A 17375-nucleotide genomic window follows, 5' to 3' on the forward strand; every position below is an offset into this window, starting at 1 on the left:
CCTCCGCAGGCCCGTACTGCGCAGGGAACTCATCCTCCGCAAACCCACGACGCGCCGCGAACTCACCCTCCGCAGGCCCGTACTGCGCAGGAAACTCACCCTCCGCAAACCCACGACGCGCCGCGAACTCACCCTCCGCAGGCCCGTACTGCGCAGGAAACGTCTCCTCGTCTCCCCCGCCCCAGAGCGGTGCGGCCTGCGGCTCCATGACGGCGCGCCGCGGAGTGGTCTCCACGTAATCGGCCGGCCGGAAGGGCGACTGGTCAGTCATGACGGTCCCTCAGCGATCTCGACGGTAGGGGGGATGAGAAGGGGCGGCGGAGGACTCGGGGGTGCCCTCCGCCGCCCAGACAGGTGGAGCGGTCAGCTCCGCGGTGCGCCCTCGCCTGAGGAGTTGGCGGCGATCCGGGTGAGCGCGGCCCGCAGGAAGGGGCTCGGCACGTCGTACCCGCCCTCCTGCCGGATCGGCGTCGGCTCGGCGGCGGGAGCGGCCGGGACCGGGTCGAGCGTGGGGGCGTCCTCGTCGGTGCGCCCGCGCCGCTCCGCCACCGACCGGGCCCGGTCCAGGTACTCCTGCTCCGCCGAGGCGGCGGGAGCCGCCTCCGCGACCGGTGCGCTCCCCGCCGAGGCGGACTCCGCCGTCGTGACGGTGCCCTCAGCCGCCGGAGCGCCCGACGCGGCGCCCGACGCGGCGTCAGCCGACGGAACGTCACCGCCCGCCGCCTCGCCGCCGCCCAGCAACGCCCCTGCCAGCTGCGTCATCAGGTCGGCCCCACCGGCCGCCGCAGGCTGCGCCGCAGCCGCCGCGGCAGCGGCCTCGGCACCCTCCGGCACCCCGCCGCCCCGCGCCTCGTCCAGCCACTGACGCCGCATCCGCTCGAAGTGCGGGTCGCCGCTCTCGTGGTCGACCTGCTCGCCGCCGACGATGCCGCGGTCCCGGCGGCGGCGCTCCTTCTCGTCCTCGCCGCCGAAGCGGGTCGGCCTGACGAACTTGCCGCCGCCCTTGCCCGCACCGCCACCGGCCCCGGCGCCACCGCCGTGCCCGCCGCCCGCCGCACCCGGCATCCCGGCCGCGCCACGCCCCGCGGCACCGGCCGCACCGGCACCCGCCGCGCCACCGCGCCCGTAGGCACCGGCACCGCCCGCGCCGCCCATCCGGGAGCCGGCACCGCCGGCACCGGCCAGTCCGCCGCCGCGACCGAGGCCGCCGGCGCCACCGCCGCCGACCCCGCCGAAGCCGAGCCCGCCGCCTCCGGCGCCACCACCGGAGCCCGAACCGCCGCCCGCGCCGCCACCTCCCGAACCGGAGGAGGAGTACGGGCTCAGCGTGGAGCCGAAGCTGCCCTTGTAGTCGGGGTGGCCGGCCAGGTTGAGGCCGGGCGGCTGGACGGCGGGCTTGAACTTGCCGCCGCCGTTCGCGCCGCCGTCGAGGTACGGGTTCTTGACCTTCGGCGGCTCGTACGGCTTGACCTTCGGCGGCTGGTAGGGCTTGGTCTTCGAACCGCCCCCGCCCGCACCGCCACCGGCTCCGTCGCCGGAGCCCGAACCGCCGCCCGCGCCACCACCGGCTCCACCGCCGGCACCACCGCCCGCACCGTCACCACCGGGCGGGGGCGCCGAGTTGATGCCGGTGCCCGGCGGCGGGGTGCCGGGCGGCGGGCCGGCCTTGCTCTTGTTGAGGTTGCAGATCTCGGTCGCGGCCTGGGTGGCGGCGCCGTGGTCGGCTCCCTTGCGCAGCATCTGGTCGACGCTGCCCGTCACGCTCTTGACGTACGTGTGGTACGCCTCGACGGCCGACTTCACGCCCTCGGACTTGGCGATGTCGTCCTTCTTGCCCGCCGGGTTCTGCTCGATGTACTTCTTCGCGTACTGGAGCTGGTTGATCATCGAGGTCTTGGTGTCGCCGATCGCCTGCGCGGCACCGCTGAGGTGAAGCTCCATCAGCTTCCCGGCCATCATGATCGTCCCGGCGTGCGAGCCGTCGCCGACGCCGTACTTCTGCAGGTAGCGCTCGAAGCTGTCGGCCGCCTCGCCGGACATGCTGTCGCAGGCCCGCTGGGCGTGCGCCAGGATCGTCCGGATCCGCACGTCGGCGATGTCGTTGAACTTCTTCCAGGCGGCGGCCAGATCGGCGATCCGGGTCTCGTTGCCGTCGGGGAAGAGGACGTCCTTGCCCTCCTCATTGCTCTGGAGGGTCTTGAGCACGTCCTCGAGATCGGCAGGCAGCTCGATCGGCACGGCGGGTCACTCACTTCACGGAGAGGGGAGGGAAGGAACGGGGATGGACGGGAGGCGAAGCGCGGGGCCTCACATCAGGTTGCGGCCACCGGGCTGCGGCCGCGGGGCCGGCTCCGGCCGGTCGCCCGCGTGGTTGTAGTCGAGCTTCGGCGGGGCCTGCGGCGACACGTAGCCGCCGCCGGGGCTGGTGCTCGGGGGCAGCGGCAGCGGGATGTCGTTGCCCTGCTCGATCTTCTTCATGTCGTCCGCGTTGTCGGAGTCCGTGCCGCGGTGACTCGCCACCATGGTCTTCAGGTTGGCGGCCACCTGGGCGGTGTTCTCCAGGAAGGACTGCAGACCCGTCAGGGCCTTGTCCTGCTGCTCCGACAGACCGATCACCGCCGCCGTCTTGCCGCCCAGCGACTCGCCGACCAGGTCCTTGCCGTAGATCTCCTTGTTCACCGTCCCCACGTAGGTCTTCAGGACGATGAACGCCTCCTGGAGGTCGTCGTGCATCCGCTGGATCATCGTCGCGGACGACTCGACCTCGGCCAGGTCGATGCTGAACGAACCGGAACTCCCGGTCATGTACCCCTACCCCTAAGACAGTTGGGAAGCGTGCGAGGAAACGACGGTCAGAGGGTGACCGGGCCGCCGGGGCCGACCACGTGCAGCCCGGCCTCGCCGAAGGCGATGGCCAGCGGGATCCGGTCCAGCGGCGCCTCGTTGACCAGGGAGCCGCTGGCCAGGTGCCAGAGCCGGAGCACCGAGCTCTCGTCGCCGGCCGCGACCAGCACCTCGCCGTCGAGTACCTGACAGACCAGGGAGCGCACCTCGGCGCTGCCGCCCGGGAGTTCGGCCAGCGTGTGCCCGCCGAGCACGTCCCGGGCGCGCACCGTGCCGTCGGCGCAGCCGACCAGCAGCACGGCCCGCCCGTCCAGCGTGCCGAGCGCCAACGCCTCGGCGGGGGCGGCGAGTCCGTCCAGCACCGGGCCCGCCTGGCCGGCGTCGACGTCCCAGAGGCGGACGGTGCGGTCCTTCCCGGCGCTGGCCAGCACCCGGCGGCCGCCGACCTCGCCCACGGTGAGCGCGGTGACGCCGCCCCGGTGGGCCGTCAACTGCCGGACCGGGAGGCCGTCGAGGGCCTGCCGGACCCGGACGGTGCCGTCCGAGCCGCCGGAGAGCAGCACCGCCTCCGCGCCGGGGACGGCGGCGGCGAAGGCCAGCGCGGTGACCGGACCGGTGTGCGGGGTGGGCACCGAGAGCGGGGCCCCGTCCTTGAGCCGGTGGCAGCGGACCGCGCCGGCCACCGTGCCGCAGACCAGCACCGGCCCGTCCGGGTCGGCGAGCACCGCGACCGAGGCCACCGGGCCGCCGTCCGGCTCCAGCGCGTACAGCTCGGTGCGGGTGCCGGCGTCCCAGAGCCTGACCCGGCCGTCGCCGTAGCCGGCGGCCAGCACCGGGCGGCCGTGCAGTTCGCCGACCGCCAGCGCGTTGACCGGGACGGGGCCGGCCGTGGTGGGCTCGGGCTCACAACTGCCGACCGGCTTACCGCCGTTGAGCTCCCAGAACCTGATCCGGCCGTGCTCGTCGCCGCTGGCCAGCTGCGCCGTTCCGGCCGCCGGGACGGTGACCAGGCCGGTGAGCCAGCTGCCGCCCGCCGGGCGGCCGCCGAGCGCCTCGGCGGCGTGCACGTCCCAGCTGCGCAGGGTGTTGTCCAGGGCGGCGGAGAACAGCACGGGGCGGCCGTCGAGTTCGGCGAAGGCCAGGCCGGTGACGGTGGCGGAGTGGCCGGAGAACTCGGCCACCGGGCTGCCGGTGGCCAGGTCCCAGAGCCGGACTTCGTGGTCCCGGCCGCCGGTGGCGAGCAGCGCCTGCTCGCCCAGCGGCAGCACGGCCAGCGCCGTGACCGGCGCCGAGTGGCCGACCAGCAGCTGGAGCCGGGCGCCGCGGGCGGCGTCCCAGACCCGGACGGTGCCGTCCGGGGCGCCGGCCACCACCAGGTCGAGCCCGGCCACCCGGGCGTGCAGCAGAGCGGTGACGCCCTCGCCGCCGACGGCCAGCAGGCCCAGCCCGCGGCCGTCCTCGGCCTGCCAGGCGCGCAGCTCGCCCCGGCTGCCGCCGGAGAAGACCAGCGGCACCCCGCCGATCAGGCCGGCCGCCACCAGCTGGGCGCCCTCGCCGCCCGAAGTCCCGTGCGCCAGCTCGCCGGTGTCGGCGTCCCAGACCTGGACGGCGCCGTCGGCCGCACCGAGCGCGAACAGCTCCCGGCCCGCCACCTCGGCGAGCGCGACGGCGGTCGGCAGCAGGCCGTCCGCGCCGTCCGAGCCGCCCAGCGAGGCACCGCCGGGCAGCCGCCCGAGGTCGAAGCCGGCCGCGCCGTCGGCCAACGCGTAGGCCGGGGCACCGCCGACGGTGCCGATCACGGCGGCCGGGCGGAGCGCCTCGTCCACCGCCCCGGCCGTCTCCGGCCGGACCACGGCGAACGGGAGCTGGCCGTACTCCAGCGGCTGGAGCAGCTGAACGGCGAGCGCCTCCAGCAGCCGGCCGACCGGCGGTACGGGGGTGTCGGTGCCGTCGGCCCAGCTGCTCTCCCCCACGGTGAGCTGCCGGGCCGCCGGCTCCTCGGTCGGGCCCACAACCCGACCGTCGGCCAGGCCCACAACCTGGCCCCTCCCCGGTGTCCCCGGGGTGGTCCTCAGCGCGGCGCGCAGCCGCTGGTGCACTGCGGGGTCCACGGCGCCGCCGCGGCTCTCGGTCCGCTCGGCGGTCAGCCGGCGGACGGTCAGCCCGCCCTCCTGATTGATCGCCAACTCGATCCGCCCGGAAGGCAGTCGGCGCGATCCGGCGGTGAAAAGCACGTCGCTCACGGGTCTCCCAAGGAACGTCTGCAGAGCTCGCCCGGCACCCCGGTCGCGCGGCGGCGTCGTAGGGGGCGGGGCGCGAGGGTTGCGGCCGGCGGCCGGCCAGGCGGAGGCCGACCTGTCCGTGCGCAGTGGCCGTCATCGAAACACCACCGGCACACACCGCTCAAGCTGGGAAGGCCCGTTGGGGCACTTCACCGCAAACTCTGCCCGAGCGGTCACGGAGCGAGCAGCGCGAAGGGCACGGGGGAGGTGACCGGACGGGGACCGGGAAGGGCAGCGCACCCCGGGATGGCACGCAAAGCCGCTGGTGGTGCCTACTGCGCACCGATCGCCCTGAACAGATCGAGGCGGGCCGCCCGGCGGGCGGGCCAGACCGCCGCCAGGACTCCGATCGCGGGGCCGAGCAGCAGGAAGAGGCCGAGCCGGGCCCAGGGCAGCACCAGGGCGTACTGCGGCAGGGCGGTGGCGGCGAGGCCGCCGCAGGCCCAGGCCAGGAAGATCCCGGCGGCCAGTCCCAGCACGGTGCCGAACAGCGAGATCACCACCGACTCCAGCCGCACCGTGCGCCGCACGCCCCGGGCGTCCAGGCCGACCGCGCGCAGCAGGCCGATCTCCCTGGTCCGCTCGAAGACCGACAGGGCCAGGGTGTTGACCACGCCGAAGGCGGCGATCACCACCGTCATGCCCAGCAGGCCGGCCACCATGCCCAGCATCGCGTCCACCTGCCCGGCCTGAGCCCTGGTCAGCTGCTCGCGGCCCTCCACCCGCAGCAGCGGGCTGCCGCCGAGCGCCGCCCGGACGTCCCGGTCGAGCGCCGCGCCGGCCCGGCCGGGTGCGGCTCGCAGCAGGACCGCGTCCGGCTTGCCGCCGAAGGCCTGCGGCAGGGTCTCGTCCAGGGTGGCCAGGGCGCCGCCGAAGGCCCGGGTCTGCCGGTAGACGCCGGCCACGGTGTACTCCCGGGCGGGGGCGGTGCCGAGCCTGCCCTCGAAGACGTCGCCCGTGCCGAGCCCGGCCTTCGCGGCCAGCACGTCGGAGAGCGCCACCCTGCCGGGGCCGATCCCGGCGGCCGAACCACTGGTGAACTCCAGGTCGGAGACGGCGGCCAGGCCCTTCGGGTCGACGCCGGTCAGGGTGGTGTAGCTGCCCCGCGCCCCGAAGGCGGCCGAGGCGAGCGGCACCGCGGCGGTGACGCCCGGCACGGCCGCGAGGCGTGCGGCGGCGGCCGGGTCGAGCCCGCCGGGGCCGGCCAGGGAGACCTTGCGGTCGGCGGTCAGCCCGGCCACCGCGGCCTGGCGCAGGGCGGCGTCCATCGAACTGCCGGTCACGCTCAGGGCGGTGATCAGGGTGAGACCGACCATCAGGGCGGAGGCGGTGGCGGCCGTGCGGCGCGGGTTGCGCAGCGCGTTCTCCCGGGCGATCAGGCCGGTGACGCCGAACAGCCGCGTGGTGGCCGCCCCGGCCAGCAGGATCAGCGGCCGGGCGAGCAGCGGTGCGAGCACGATCGTGCCGGTGATCAGCAGCACGGCGCCCAGGCCGGCCGCGAGCAGGTTGGCGTCGTCCCCGGTGCGCTGGGCGGCGACGTACAGCAGGACCAGCACCCCGGCGCCGGTGACCAGGGCGCCGAGGGCGTGACGCAGCCTCAGGCTGCGGGCGGGCGGCGGCAGCTCGGCGCCGGTCAGTGCCTCGACCGGTGCGGTGCGGGCGGCCCGGCGGGCCGGCAGCCAGGCGGAGAGCAGGGTGACGCCGAGGCCGACGGCCAGCGCGCGCAGCACCGCGCCCGCGGTCACCACCAGGGGCCCGTCCGGCAGTTCGGCGCCGCCGATGTCCAGCAGCGGGCGCAGCGCGGCCGCGATGCCGAGGCCCAGCCCGGCCCCCGCGGCGGAGGCGAGCAGGCCGAGCAGCCCGGCCTCGGCCAGCACGCCGCGGACCACCTGGCCGCGGGAGGCGCCGACGGCGCGCAGCAGCGCGGTCTCCCGGCGGCGCTGGGCGACCAGCATGGTGAAGGTGTTGGCGATCACGAAGGAGCCGACGAACAGGGCGATCCCGGCGAAGGCCAGCAGCAGCCGGGTGAGCCCCTTGGTGCTCTCGGCGATCTGCGCGGCCTGCTCCTGGGCCAGTTGGGTCCCGCCGGTGACGGTGAGGCCCTCGGCGGGCAGCAGGGCGCGGATCCGGTCGGCCAGCGCCCGGTCGTCGGTGCCGGGCCCGGCGCCGACCGCCAGTTCGTCGAACTGGCCCGGCTGGAGCAGGAGTTGCTGGGCGGTGGCGGTGTCGAACAGCACCAGGGTGGCACCGGCGGTGACCCGCGGGTCCTCGGTGTCCACGATGCCGACCAGGGTCTTGCCGAGGGTGGGCCCGTCGGCGGCCAGCCGGACGAGGTCGCCGAGGCGGTAGCCGCCGCGCTCGGCGGTGCGGCGGTCCAGGGCGAGTTCGGCGGCGGAGGCGGGGGCCCGGCCGGCCCGCAGCGGGTGGCGGCCGTCCCGGTCACCGCCCGGGGCGTCGGGGGAGAAGTTGACCGCCAGGTTCTGCCGGGTCTGCTCGGCGTTCAGCGGGCGGCCGTCCTTGGCCGCCACGGTGGCGGTGCCCTCGACCACGGCACGGACGGAGGCGACGCCGGGCACCGTCCGCACCCGGTCGGCGAGTTCGGCGGTGAGCGTGGTGCGGCGGCCCTCGCCGTCGGGGGCCGACTCCGCCCTGACGGCGACGGCCACGCCGCGCAGGTCCTTGGCGGCGGCGCCGCGCAGGGCACCGGCGACGGTGTCGCCGAAGACCAGCGTGCCGGCGACGAAGGCCACCCCGAGGGTGACGGCGAGGGCGGTGACGACCAGTCGGGCGCGGTGCGCGAGCAGGCCGCGCAGGGCGGTGCGGAGCATGGTGGTGGTCTCGTTCCTGAGGTCCGGGGTCCGGGAGTGGTAGGGCGGGGCTCAGCCAATCCGCTGCGCGGTGTCGAGGCGCCGCATCCACCCCGGTACGTCCTCGGCGGTGGGCCCGTGCGGTTCGTCGCCGATCCGGCCGTCGGCCGGGACGGCCACCCGGTCGGCGCGGGCGGCGGCGGTGCGGGAACGGGCGGGGGCGTGCGTCGTCATGTCAGCTCCGGTCAGGGACGGGGTGGTTGACACCCATCCTCGGAGCGCCGGACGGCCGTACCGTCGGCCTCAGGGCCTGACCCGACGCTCTGCCCGGTGCCGGAGCCGGGGCCGCCCGTGCTCCCCCGGACGTACCGCCGCCTCCCCCTTCCGGCAGAGGCGACGGCCCCTACGAGCTCAGCCCCGAGCGGTGGGCGAGCACCGCGGCCTGGAGCCGGCTCCCGGTGCCGGTCTTCACCAGGACGGCGCTGACGTGGGTCTTCACCGTGCCCACCCCGATGCCCAGTCGGGTGCCGATCTCCGTGTTGGCCAGTCCCTCCCCCAGCAGTGCCAGCACCTCGCGCTCCCGCTCGGTGAGCGCGGCGAGGCGCTCCTGATGGGCCGTCGGCGCGGCGGGCACGGGCCCGGCGGCGCCGGCCAGCATCCGCTCGACCACGGTCCGGGTGACCCCGGGCGAGAGCACCGCGTCCCCGGCGGCGGCCGCCCGCACCGCGCTGACCAGCTGCTGCGGGCCCTCGTCCTTGAGCAGGAAGCCGGTGGCGCCGGAGCGCAGGGCCCGGGTGACGTTCCGTTCGTCGCCGAAGGTGGTGAGCATGACCACCTGCGGCCGGGGCTCCAGGGCCAGCAGCCGCTCGATCGCGGCCAGCCCGTCCAGCACCGGCATCCGGACGTCGACCAGCGCCACGTCGGGTCGGGTCTCGGCGGCGATCCGCACGGCCTCCTCGCCGTTGGCGGCCTCGCCCACCACCTCGATGCCCTCGGCATGACGCAGGATCAGCCGGACGCCGTGGCGGACGAGCACCTCGTCGTCGGCGAGCAGCACCCGGATCGGCCGGTCGGCGGGCAGGGTCACGGGTTCTCCCGGGGCGGTGTGGCCGGCACCGTCGGCACGGCGAAGCGGTCGATCGCGGTGAGCGTCTCGCCGCGGAAGCAGTAACGGGTGATCAGGACGCCGTCCTCCGGGGGCGGCTCCCCGAACGGGTAGGTCGAGTAGAGGCAGCCGGTCACGTCGGCGGGGTGCACCGGTTCCCGGCCGGTGGCCGCCGCCCGGGCCAGCGCGCTGTCCCCGTAGACGGCCTGCTCCACCTCGGTGCGGGACATCCCGAGCGCGGGCTCGCGGTGCGTCCGGCCGCCGTCCTCCGGCGCCGGGAAGGCCTGCGAGACCGTCAGCAGTCCGAAGAGCATCGTCACGCCGACCCCCAGCAGCCCGAGCAGGGCGCCGACCGCCCGCCCGGTTCCCCGTCCGGCTCCGTCGGCGGCACCGCCACCGGCGCCCGGCACCGTCTCGGGGGTCCGGACCGCGGCCGGTCCGGGCTCGGCCGGCATCGAGGCCGTCACGGAGTAGCCGCCGTCCGCCGAAGGCCCGGCCGCCAGCGAGCCACCGAGCAGGGCCAGCCGCTCGCGCAGCCCGATCTGGCCGCGCCCGGTGCCCAGCCCGGTCCGGTCCTGCGGCGGCACCGGCGGCAGGCCGTTGCGCACCTCCACCTCGACCCGGTCCCCGGTGTGGCGGACGGCCACCGTGACCTCGGCCCCCAGGGCGTACCGGTGGACGTTGGTGAGGGCCTCGCGCACCACCCGGTGCACGGCGTGCCGCACCCGGGCCGGCCGCCCGTCCAGGTCGGGCCCCTCCCACAGGACCGTCACCGGGACGCCCGCCGCGCGGGACTCCCCCACCAGCTCCTCCACGTCGGCCCGGGTGCCGGTCGCACCGGTCGCGGCGGCGGGGCCGCCCTCCGGCTCCAAGGGGCCCAGCACGCCGAGCAGTTCGCGCAGCTCCCGCATCGCCTCGCCGACCGAGCGGCGCACCAGGGCCGCCTCGTCCCGCAGCTCGGGCGACTGCTCCCCCATCGCCATCTCCAGGCCGCCCGCGTGCAGCGAGACCACGCTCAGCCGATGGCCGATCAGATCGTGCATCTCGGCGGCGATCCGGGACCGCTCCTGCGTCCGGGCCTCGCTGTCCGCGAGCCGCCGGGCCGCCTCCGCCGCCTCGGCCCGCTCCCGCAGCGCCCGCAGCAGCCGCTCCTCCTGCCCGCCCGTCCCGCCCAGCAGCCCGGGCAGCACCAGCGTGCTGGCGGCCAGCACCACGCCGACGCCGAGCCCGAACGCGTGGCCGCCGTACCCGAGCGAGGGCGCGGCGGCCGTGGCGACGAGCACCGTCAGGCCGCTCGCCGCGAGCAGTGCCGCGATCCGGTGCCGCGGCTCGGTGAGCCGCCTGGCGGTGGAGTACGCCACCACGGCGGCCGGCAGTCCGGCCGGCGGGTACAGGCCGAGCACCGTGGCCGCGGCCGCCAACGCCACCAGCGGGAAGCGCCGGCGGAGCGTCAGCGGCACCAGCGCGGCGGCCCCCAGCAGCAGCTGGCCCGGGACGGCCGGCCCGGGGCCCTGCAGGACCAGCTGGGCGGCCAGCACCAGCACGGCGAGGCCGAGCGGCCCGGCGCAGGCGTGCCAGCGCGGCCGGTCCGGCGCCGGAGCGGTGGGAAGGAAGGACGGCATCGGACCATTCTCCGGTGCGGGGCCGGCCGGTCCGGTACGCCCCCGGGACGACCGGGTCTCTGTCGAAGGTCGGAGAACCGGCAGGGCCCGGGCGGACGCCACGTCCACCCGGGCCCCGAAGACCGTCCGGGCGCTCAGAGCACCCGGGTCATGGTCCGGTGCGGGATGCCGGCGTCCTGGTAGACCGGGCCCTCGGCCACGTAGCCGAGCCGCTCGTAGAAGCCCAGCGCCTGCACCTGGGCGTGCAGTTCCAGCTCGGTGCCGCCCTGCTCGCGCCCGGCCGCCTCCAGCGCCCGGACCAGCTCGGCGCCGAGCCCGGTGCCGCGCGCCTCCTTGCGCACCGCGAGCCGCCCGAGCAGCACCCGGCCCTGACGGCCCGTCATCCCGAGCGCCACGGCGCCGTGGATCAGCCGCCCGGTGCCGAGCGCCGTACCGTCCTCGCCGACCGCCAGCACGTGCACCGAGGTGGCGTCGTGCTCGTCGTACTCCAGCTCCACCGGCACGCCCTGCTCGACCACGAAGACCTCGTGCCGGACCTCCCGGACGAGCGCCAGGTCGGCCTCGGTCACCGCGGTCCGCAGTTCGGCGCCCATCAGCTCTCCGAGGCGATGATGTCGAGGGCCCGCTGCAGGTCCTCCGGGTACGGGCTGGCGAACTGGACCCACTGGCCGTCCGAGGGGTGCTCGAAGCCCAGCTGCACCGCGTGCAGCCACTGGCGGGTCAGCTTGAGCCGCTTGGCCAGCGTCGGGTCGGCGCCGTAGGTCAGGTCACCGACGCAGGGGTGGCGCAGCGCGGACATGTGCACCCGGATCTGGTGGGTGCGGCCGGTCTCCAGCTTGATGTCCAGCAGCGAGGCCGCCCGGTACGCCTCGATCAGGTCGTAGTGGGTGACGGAGTGCTTGCCGTCGCGGGTGACGGCCCACTTCCAGTCCGAGCTGGGGTGGCGGCCGATCGGCGCGTCCACGGTGCCGCTCATCGGGTCCGGGTGGCCCTGGACCAGGGTGTTGTACTTCTTCTCCACGACCCGGTCGTGGAACTGACGCTTGAGATCGGTGTACGCGCGCTCGGACTTGGCGACCACCATCAGGCCGGAGGTGCCGACGTCCAGGCGGTGCACGATGCCCTGGCGCTCGGCCGCGCCGGAGGTGGAGATCCGGTACCCGGCGGCGGCCAGGCCGCCGATCACGGTCGGGCCGGTCCAGCCCGGGCTCGGGTGCGCGGCCACGCCGACCGGCTTGTCGATCAGCACGATGTCGTCGTCGTCGTGGACGATCCGCATGCCCTCGACGTGCTCGGCCACCACCTGGACGGCGGCGGCGGGGGCCGGGATCTCGACCTCCAGCCAGGCGCCGGCGGACACCCGGTCCGACTTGCCGGCCGTGGTGCCGTCGATGGTCACCTTCCCCTCGGCGGCGAGCTCGGCCGCCTTGGTCCGGGAGAACCCGAACATCCGGGCCAGTGCGGCGTCGAGGCGCTCGCCCTCCAGGCCGTCGGGAACGGGGAGGCTGCGGGTCTGTGCGGTACTCACCCGTACGAGTATGCCGGACCGGCCCCCCGCCGGATCACAGCGGAGGCTTCACCACGGCCGCGCGACCCCTCGTGCCGCTCGCCCGTTCTCCTCCCCCGCGGGGCGCGCTACTCGCCCTTGGACGAGGCCGGCGCCGTCGTCCCGTCGGGGTTGCTCCCCTTGAACGACAGCAGCACCACCAGGATCCCGCCGCAGACGATCGCGCAGTCCGCCAGGTTGAAGACCGCGAAGTGCTGCACCGAGATGAAGTCCACGACGTGCCCGCGGAAGACCCCCGGCGAGCGGAACAGACGGTCCGTCAGGTTCCCCAGCGCCCCACCGAGCAGCAGCCCGAGCGCGATCGCCCAGGGGAGGCTGTAGAGCTTGCGGGCGATCCGCCAGATCACCACGATGACGGCGGCGGCGATCGCGGTGAAGACCACCGTCATCGCCTGGCCCATCCCGAACGCCGCCCCGGGGTTGCGGATCACCTGGAAGGTGGCGAACTCCCCGATCACCTCGATGGCCTGGTGGCCCTCCAGCCGGGCGACCACCAGGAGCTTGCTGCCCAGGTCGATCAGGTAGGCCAGCAGCGCCACCACCAGCAGCACGCTCACCCGGCGCCGCCGCACCGCCTCGGCGGCGGCCGCGGCGGCGGAGTCGGGCTCGGTGGTCACGGCGGCCTCCGCGGCGTCGGGGGCGGGCTGGACGGCGTCGTCCTGGGTCTGGGGGGAACCTGGGGTGCTGATGATCCGCTCCGCTGCCGGGTGGGGTGGACAGGTCGTCGGGGTCGAGCGTACGGCACCTGCCCGACCCCGTGGCCCAGCCGTTACATCTCCTACCTGCGCTCCTGCTTGGCCTTGCAGGTGACGCAGAGCGTCGCCCTCGGGAAGGCCTGCAGCCGGGCCTTGCCGACGGCCTGGCCGCAGGACTCGCAGACGCCGAAGCCGACGCCCTCCAGGCGGGCCAGCGCGCGCTCGGTCTGGGCCAGGCTGTCCCGGGCGTTGTTGGCCAGGGCCAGCTCGCTCTCCCGGTTGATGTTCTTCGTCCCGGCGTCCACCTGGTCGTCGCCGGCCCCGTCGTTGGAGTCCCGCATCAGGCCGTTGAGGGCCTGCTCGGCGGCGGCGATCTCACCGCGCAGCCGGGCCGCGTCCTCGTTCAGCTCCTGGTGCAGCTCCTGGACCTCGGCCGCCGTCCACGGGTCCTCGCCGGGGCGGACCGGGAGCTCCGCCGGGTCCACCGACTCCGCGCCCCGCGCTCCGCTGCCCGCCGGGGCGTGGTTGCGGCTGGTGGCGGCCACCCTGCCGGTGCTGGTGCTGGTCTTGCGCCGTGTAGTGGTCACGGTCCCCTCCCCTGAGTCGCCCGCCACGGCCTTGTGCGTCCGCTTGCCGGCGGTGGTGGTGGTAGCACCACTTGCCTTCTCAGCCATGGCTTCGACCTCATCTACGAACGAAACGAACCGCCGGTTCCCGGCGGTTTCCGTGCCGGAACGATAATCCCCATCGAATCCCCCCACAATGGGACATACCGATACGGCCGCCGGTTCCCACCCGTTCCGACCCGGCCGGCCGCCCAGCCCGGATGCTGACCAGGTTGTGCCCAGATCGTCACCCGCTAACCACGCCGTTCGCGGCGCCCCCGCGGCGTGCGACGCAAAGCGGTTGTGCGGGCCGATACACTGAGCGCTGCAAGGCGCTGATGGGACGAGTACCGACGTACGCAGCCAGGAGCGACCCGGGGACGGTGCGAGCCCGGGGGTGTGCGCGGCGGGAAGATCACCCCGGAGCTGCCGGAAGAGGGGCCTGACGGCCCGTTAGAACCGGCTGCAAACCCAAACAAGTGGGCCGCACCGGCAGTTCGCGGCCAAGGAGGGTGGTACCGCGGGGCGGCCTGTCCGTCTCGTCCCTCCGTCGGAAGCCAGTCCACGCATCCGTCGGAGGAAGACGCCCGCGATGAGCACCTACAACTCCGTCCCCGCGCAGGTCGACCTGCCCGCGCTGGAGCACCAGATCCTCTCCTTCTGGCAGGACCAGAAGGTCTTCCAGCGCACCCTGGAGCAGTCCGAGGGCCGCCCCGAGTGGGTCTTCTACGAGGGCCCGCCGACCGCCAACGGCATGCCCGGCGCCCACCACATCGAGGCACGCGTCTTCAAGGACGTCTTCCCGCGCTTCAAGACCATGAAGGGCTACCACGTCGCCCGCAAGGCCGGCTGGGACTGCCACGGCCTCCCGGTCGAGCTGGCCGTGGAGAAGGAGCTGGGCTTCTCCGGCAAGAAGGACATCGAGGCGTACGGCATCGCCGAGTTCAACGCCAAGTGCCGCGAGTCGGTCACCCGCCACACCGACGAGTTCGTGAAGCTCACCGAGCGGATGGGCTACTGGGTCGACCTCGACCAGGCCTACCGCACCATGGACCCCTCCTACATCGAGTCGGTCTGGTGGTCGCTCCAGCAGATCTTCGACAAGGGCCTGCTGGTCCAGGACCACCGCGTCGCCCCCTGGTGCCCGCGCTGCGGCACCGGCCTGTCCGACCACGAGCTGGCCCAGGGCTACGAGACCGTGGCCGACCCCTCGGTCTACGTCCGCTTCCCGCTCACCTCCGGCCCGCTCGCGGGCACCGCCTCGCTGCTGGCCTGGACCACCACCCCGTGGACCCTGGTCTCCAACACCGCCGTCTCGGTCAACCCCGAGGTGACCTACGTCGTCGCCACCGACGGCACCGAGCAGATCGTCGTCGCGCGGGACCTCCTGGCGAACGCCCTGGGCGAGGGGTGGGAGGAGACCGGCCGGTCCTTCACCGGTGCCGAGATGGAGCGGTGGAGCTACCAGCCCCCGTTCTCCATCGTCACGCTCGAAGGCGCCAACATCGTCCTCAACGGTGACCACGTCACCACCGAGATCGGTAGCGGTCTGGTCCACACCAACCCCGCCTTCGGTGAGGACGACTACAAGATCTGCAAGGCGTACGGGCTGCCGCTGGTCAACCCGGTCCGCCAGGACGGCACCTTCGAGGCCGGCCTCGACCTGGTCGGCGGCGTCTTCTTCAAGAAGGCCGACGAACTGGTCCTCGCCGACCTCAAGGAGCGCGGCCTGCTCTTCCGCCACGAGGTCTTCGAGCACAGCTACCCGCACTGCTGGCGCTGCCACACCGCACTGCTCTACTACGCGCAGCCCTCCTGGTACGTCCGGACCACCCAGGTCAAGGACGCCATGATCCGGGAGAACGAGGCCACCAACTGGCACCCGGAGAACGTCAAGCACGGCCGCTTCGGCGACTGGCTGAACAACAACATTGACTGGGCGCTCAGCCGCAACCGCTACTGGGGCACCCCGCTGCCGATCTGGCGCTGCGAGGAGGACCACCTCACCTGCGTCGGCTCGCTGGCCCAGCTCTCCGAGCTCTCCGGCACCGACCAGTCCGAGCTGGACCCGCACCGCCCGTTCATCGACGCGGTCACCTTCGCCTGCCCGCAGTGCTCCGCCACGGCGACCCGGGTGCCCGAGGTGATCGACGCCTGGTACGACTCGGGCTCGATGCCCTTCGCCCAGTACGGCTACCCGTACCAGAACAAGGAGCTCTTCGAGCAGCGCTACCCGGCGCAGTTCATCTCCGAGGCGATCGACCAGACCCGCGGCTGGTTCTACACCCTGATGGCCGTCGGCACCCTGGTGTTCGACAAGTCCTCGTACGAGAACGTGGTGTGCCTCGGTCACATCCTGGCCGAGGACGGCCGGAAGATGTCCAAGCACCTGGGCAACATCCTCCAGCCCATCCCGCTGATGGACCAGCACGGCGCCGACGCCGTGCGCTGGTTCATGGCCGCGGGCGGCTCGCCCTGGTCCGCGCGCCGGGTCGGACACGGCACCATCCAGGAGGTGGTCCGCAAGACCCTCCTCACCTACTGGAACACCGTCGCCTTCCAGGCCCTCTACGCCCGCACCGCCGACTGGGCCCCGTCCGCGGCCGACCCGGCCCCGGCCGACCGTCCGCAGCTGGACAAGTGGGTGCTCTCCGAGCTGAACACCCTGGTCCGCGAGGTGGACGCGGCGCTGGAGGCCTTCGACACCCAGCGGGCCGGCAAGCTGCTCTCCGGCTTCGTCGACGACCTCTCCAACTGGTACGTCCGCCGCGGCCGCCGCCGCTTCTGGCAGGGCGACGCCGCCGCGCTGGCCACCCTGCACGAGGCCCTGGAGACCGTCACCCGCCTGATGGCCCCGCTCACCCCGTTCATCACCGAGCGGGTCTGGCAGGACCTGGTCGTCCCGGTCGCCCCGGACGCTCCCGGCTCGGTGCACCTGGCCACCTGGCCGGTGGCGGACGAGACCCTGATCGACACCGAGCTCTCCCGGAACATGGCGCTGGTCCGCCGCCTGGTCGAGCTCGGCCGGGCCACCCGGGCCGAGTCCGGCGTGAAGACCCGTCAGCCGCTCTCCCGGGCGCTGATCGCCGCCCAGGGCTGGGACGAACTGCCGGGCGACCTGCGGGCGCAGATCGCCGAGGAGCTGAACGTCTCGGTGCTCGAGTCGCTGACCGAGGTCGGCGGTTCGCTGGTGGACACCACCGCGAAGGCCAACTTCCGGGCCCTCGGCAAGCGCTTCGGCAAGGGCGTCCAGGACGTGGCCAAGGTGGTCGCGGCCGCCGACGCCGCCGCACTGGCCGCTTCGCTGCGGTCCTCCGGCACCGCCTCGGTGGAGCTCAACGGCGAGACCGTCGAGCTGACCCCGGACGAGGTCATCATCACCGAGACCCCGCGCGAGGGCTGGGCCGTCGCCAACGAGGCCGGCGCCACCGTCGCCCTCGACCTGGCCATCACCCCGGAGCTCAAGCGGCTCGGCATCGCCCGCGACGCCATCCGCCAGATCCAGGAGGCCCGCAAGAACTCCGGCCTGGACGTCGCCGACCGCATCGTCCTGCGCTGGCGCGCCACCGACGAGGCCACCGTCGAGGCCATCGCCGAGCACGGCCACCTGGTCGCCGAGGAGGTCCTCGCGACCGACTTCGCCGCCGGCTCCGCCGACTGGCAGTCCGAGACCTTCACCGACGAGGGCCTCGGCCTCCACTTCCAGCTCCGCAAGGCCTGACCCGTCCCGAAGGGGCGCCCGGGAGCACCTTCCGGGCGCCCCTTCGGCGTGCGTGGTCACTCCGAGGGCGCGAGGAACCGCGCGCGGCCGAGGTCCGCGCGTGCGACTGACGGTGGGTCAGTCGCAC

Annotated in this window: 13 protein-coding genes; 1 reads left to right on the forward strand and 12 read right to left on the reverse strand. The window is 74.7% G+C overall.

Annotated features, from left to right (window positions below):
* From ACWCYY_RS38775 to ACWCYY_RS38830, 12 genes are all read right to left on the reverse strand, one after another.
* Positions 1 to 271 (reverse strand): hypothetical protein (locus ACWCYY_RS38775; RefSeq protein ID WP_449798750.1); only part of this gene is annotated, 271 nt, incomplete at its 3' end.
* Between the two features lie 92 nt (positions 272 to 363).
* Positions 364 to 2238 carry a WXG100-like domain-containing protein gene (locus ACWCYY_RS38780; RefSeq protein WP_449798751.1) on the reverse strand — a complete coding sequence of 625 codons (1875 nt, stop codon included), beginning with the start codon at positions 2236 to 2238 and terminating at the stop codon, positions 364 to 366.
* A gap of 69 nt (positions 2239 to 2307) precedes the next feature.
* Entirely contained in the window at positions 2308 to 2805 is a 498-nt protein-coding gene (locus tag ACWCYY_RS38785) for a hypothetical protein (RefSeq protein WP_345289098.1), read from the reverse strand.
* Between the two features lie 47 nt (positions 2806 to 2852).
* Positions 2853 to 5087, reverse strand: a complete 2235-nt coding sequence (locus tag ACWCYY_RS38790; protein WP_449798752.1) for a WD40 repeat domain-containing protein — start codon at positions 5085 to 5087, stop codon at positions 2853 to 2855.
* 311 nt (positions 5088 to 5398) lie between these two features.
* Entirely contained in the window at positions 5399 to 7954 is a 2556-nt protein-coding gene (locus tag ACWCYY_RS38795) for an ABC transporter permease (RefSeq protein WP_449798753.1), read from the reverse strand.
* 51 nt (positions 7955 to 8005) lie between these two features.
* Positions 8006 to 8167 carry an ABC transporter ATP-binding protein gene (locus tag ACWCYY_RS38800; RefSeq protein ID WP_449798754.1) on the reverse strand — a complete coding sequence of 54 codons (162 nt, stop codon included), beginning with the start codon at positions 8165 to 8167 and terminating at the stop codon, positions 8006 to 8008.
* Positions 8168 to 8336: 169 nt separating this feature from the next.
* Positions 8337 to 9020 (reverse strand): response regulator transcription factor, encoded by a 684-nt coding sequence (locus ACWCYY_RS38805; protein WP_345289095.1) that lies wholly within the window; start codon positions 9018 to 9020, stop codon positions 8337 to 8339.
* Entirely contained in the window at positions 9017 to 10660 is a 1644-nt protein-coding gene (locus ACWCYY_RS38810; RefSeq protein WP_449798755.1) for a sensor histidine kinase, read from the reverse strand. Before ACWCYY_RS38810 ends, ACWCYY_RS38805 begins: the two co-directional genes overlap by 4 nt.
* A gap of 134 nt (positions 10661 to 10794) precedes the next feature.
* Positions 10795 to 11253: a GNAT family N-acetyltransferase gene (locus tag ACWCYY_RS38815; protein WP_345289092.1), complete on the reverse strand. Its 459-nt coding sequence runs from the start codon at positions 11251 to 11253 to the stop codon at positions 10795 to 10797.
* On the reverse strand, positions 11253 to 12188 hold the full coding sequence (locus ACWCYY_RS38820) for an RluA family pseudouridine synthase (protein WP_345289091.1): 936 nt from the start codon (positions 12186 to 12188) through the stop codon (positions 11253 to 11255). Before ACWCYY_RS38820 ends, ACWCYY_RS38815 begins: the two co-directional genes overlap by 1 nt.
* Before the next feature lie 107 nt (positions 12189 to 12295).
* On the reverse strand, positions 12296 to 12844 hold the full coding sequence (gene lspA, locus ACWCYY_RS38825; RefSeq protein ID WP_345289090.1) for a signal peptidase II: 549 nt from the start codon (positions 12842 to 12844) through the stop codon (positions 12296 to 12298).
* 161 nt (positions 12845 to 13005) lie between these two features.
* Positions 13006 to 13509 carry a TraR/DksA family transcriptional regulator gene (locus ACWCYY_RS38830; RefSeq protein WP_345289089.1) on the reverse strand — a complete coding sequence of 168 codons (504 nt, stop codon included), beginning with the start codon at positions 13507 to 13509 and terminating at the stop codon, positions 13006 to 13008.
* A gap of 610 nt (positions 13510 to 14119) precedes the next feature.
* Between ACWCYY_RS38830 and ileS the strand changes: the two genes are divergently transcribed.
* Positions 14120 to 17248 carry an isoleucine--tRNA ligase gene (gene ileS / locus ACWCYY_RS38835; RefSeq protein ID WP_345289087.1) on the forward strand — a complete coding sequence of 1043 codons (3129 nt, stop codon included), beginning with the start codon at positions 14120 to 14122 and terminating at the stop codon, positions 17246 to 17248.
* Positions 17249 to 17375: the final 127 nt, after the last annotated feature.

This window comes from Kitasatospora sp. NPDC001664 (genome assembly GCF_053596675.1).

What these genes read in the sequence shown, in the direction of transcription:
- ACWCYY_RS38785 (WP_345289098.1), bottom strand. Translation starts at nt 2,805, where the DNA reads ATGACCGGGAGTTCCGGTTCGTTCAGCATCGACCTGGCCGAGGTCGAG.
- ACWCYY_RS38795 (WP_449798753.1), bottom strand. Translation starts at nt 7,954, where the DNA reads ATGCTCCGCACCGCCCTGCGCGGCCTGCTCGCGCACCGCGCCCGACTG.
- ACWCYY_RS38800 (WP_449798754.1), bottom strand. Translation starts at nt 8,167, where the DNA reads ATGACGACGCACGCCCCCGCCCGTTCCCGCACCGCCGCCGCCCGCGCC.
- ACWCYY_RS38810 (WP_449798755.1), bottom strand. Translation starts at nt 10,660, where the DNA reads ATGCCGTCCTTCCTTCCCACCGCTCCGGCGCCGGACCGGCCGCGCTGG.
- ACWCYY_RS38815 (WP_345289092.1), bottom strand. Translation starts at nt 11,253, where the DNA reads ATGGGCGCCGAACTGCGGACCGCGGTGACCGAGGCCGACCTGGCGCTC.
- ileS (WP_345289087.1), top strand. Translation starts at nt 14,120, where the DNA reads ATGAGCACCTACAACTCCGTCCCCGCGCAGGTCGACCTGCCCGCGCTG.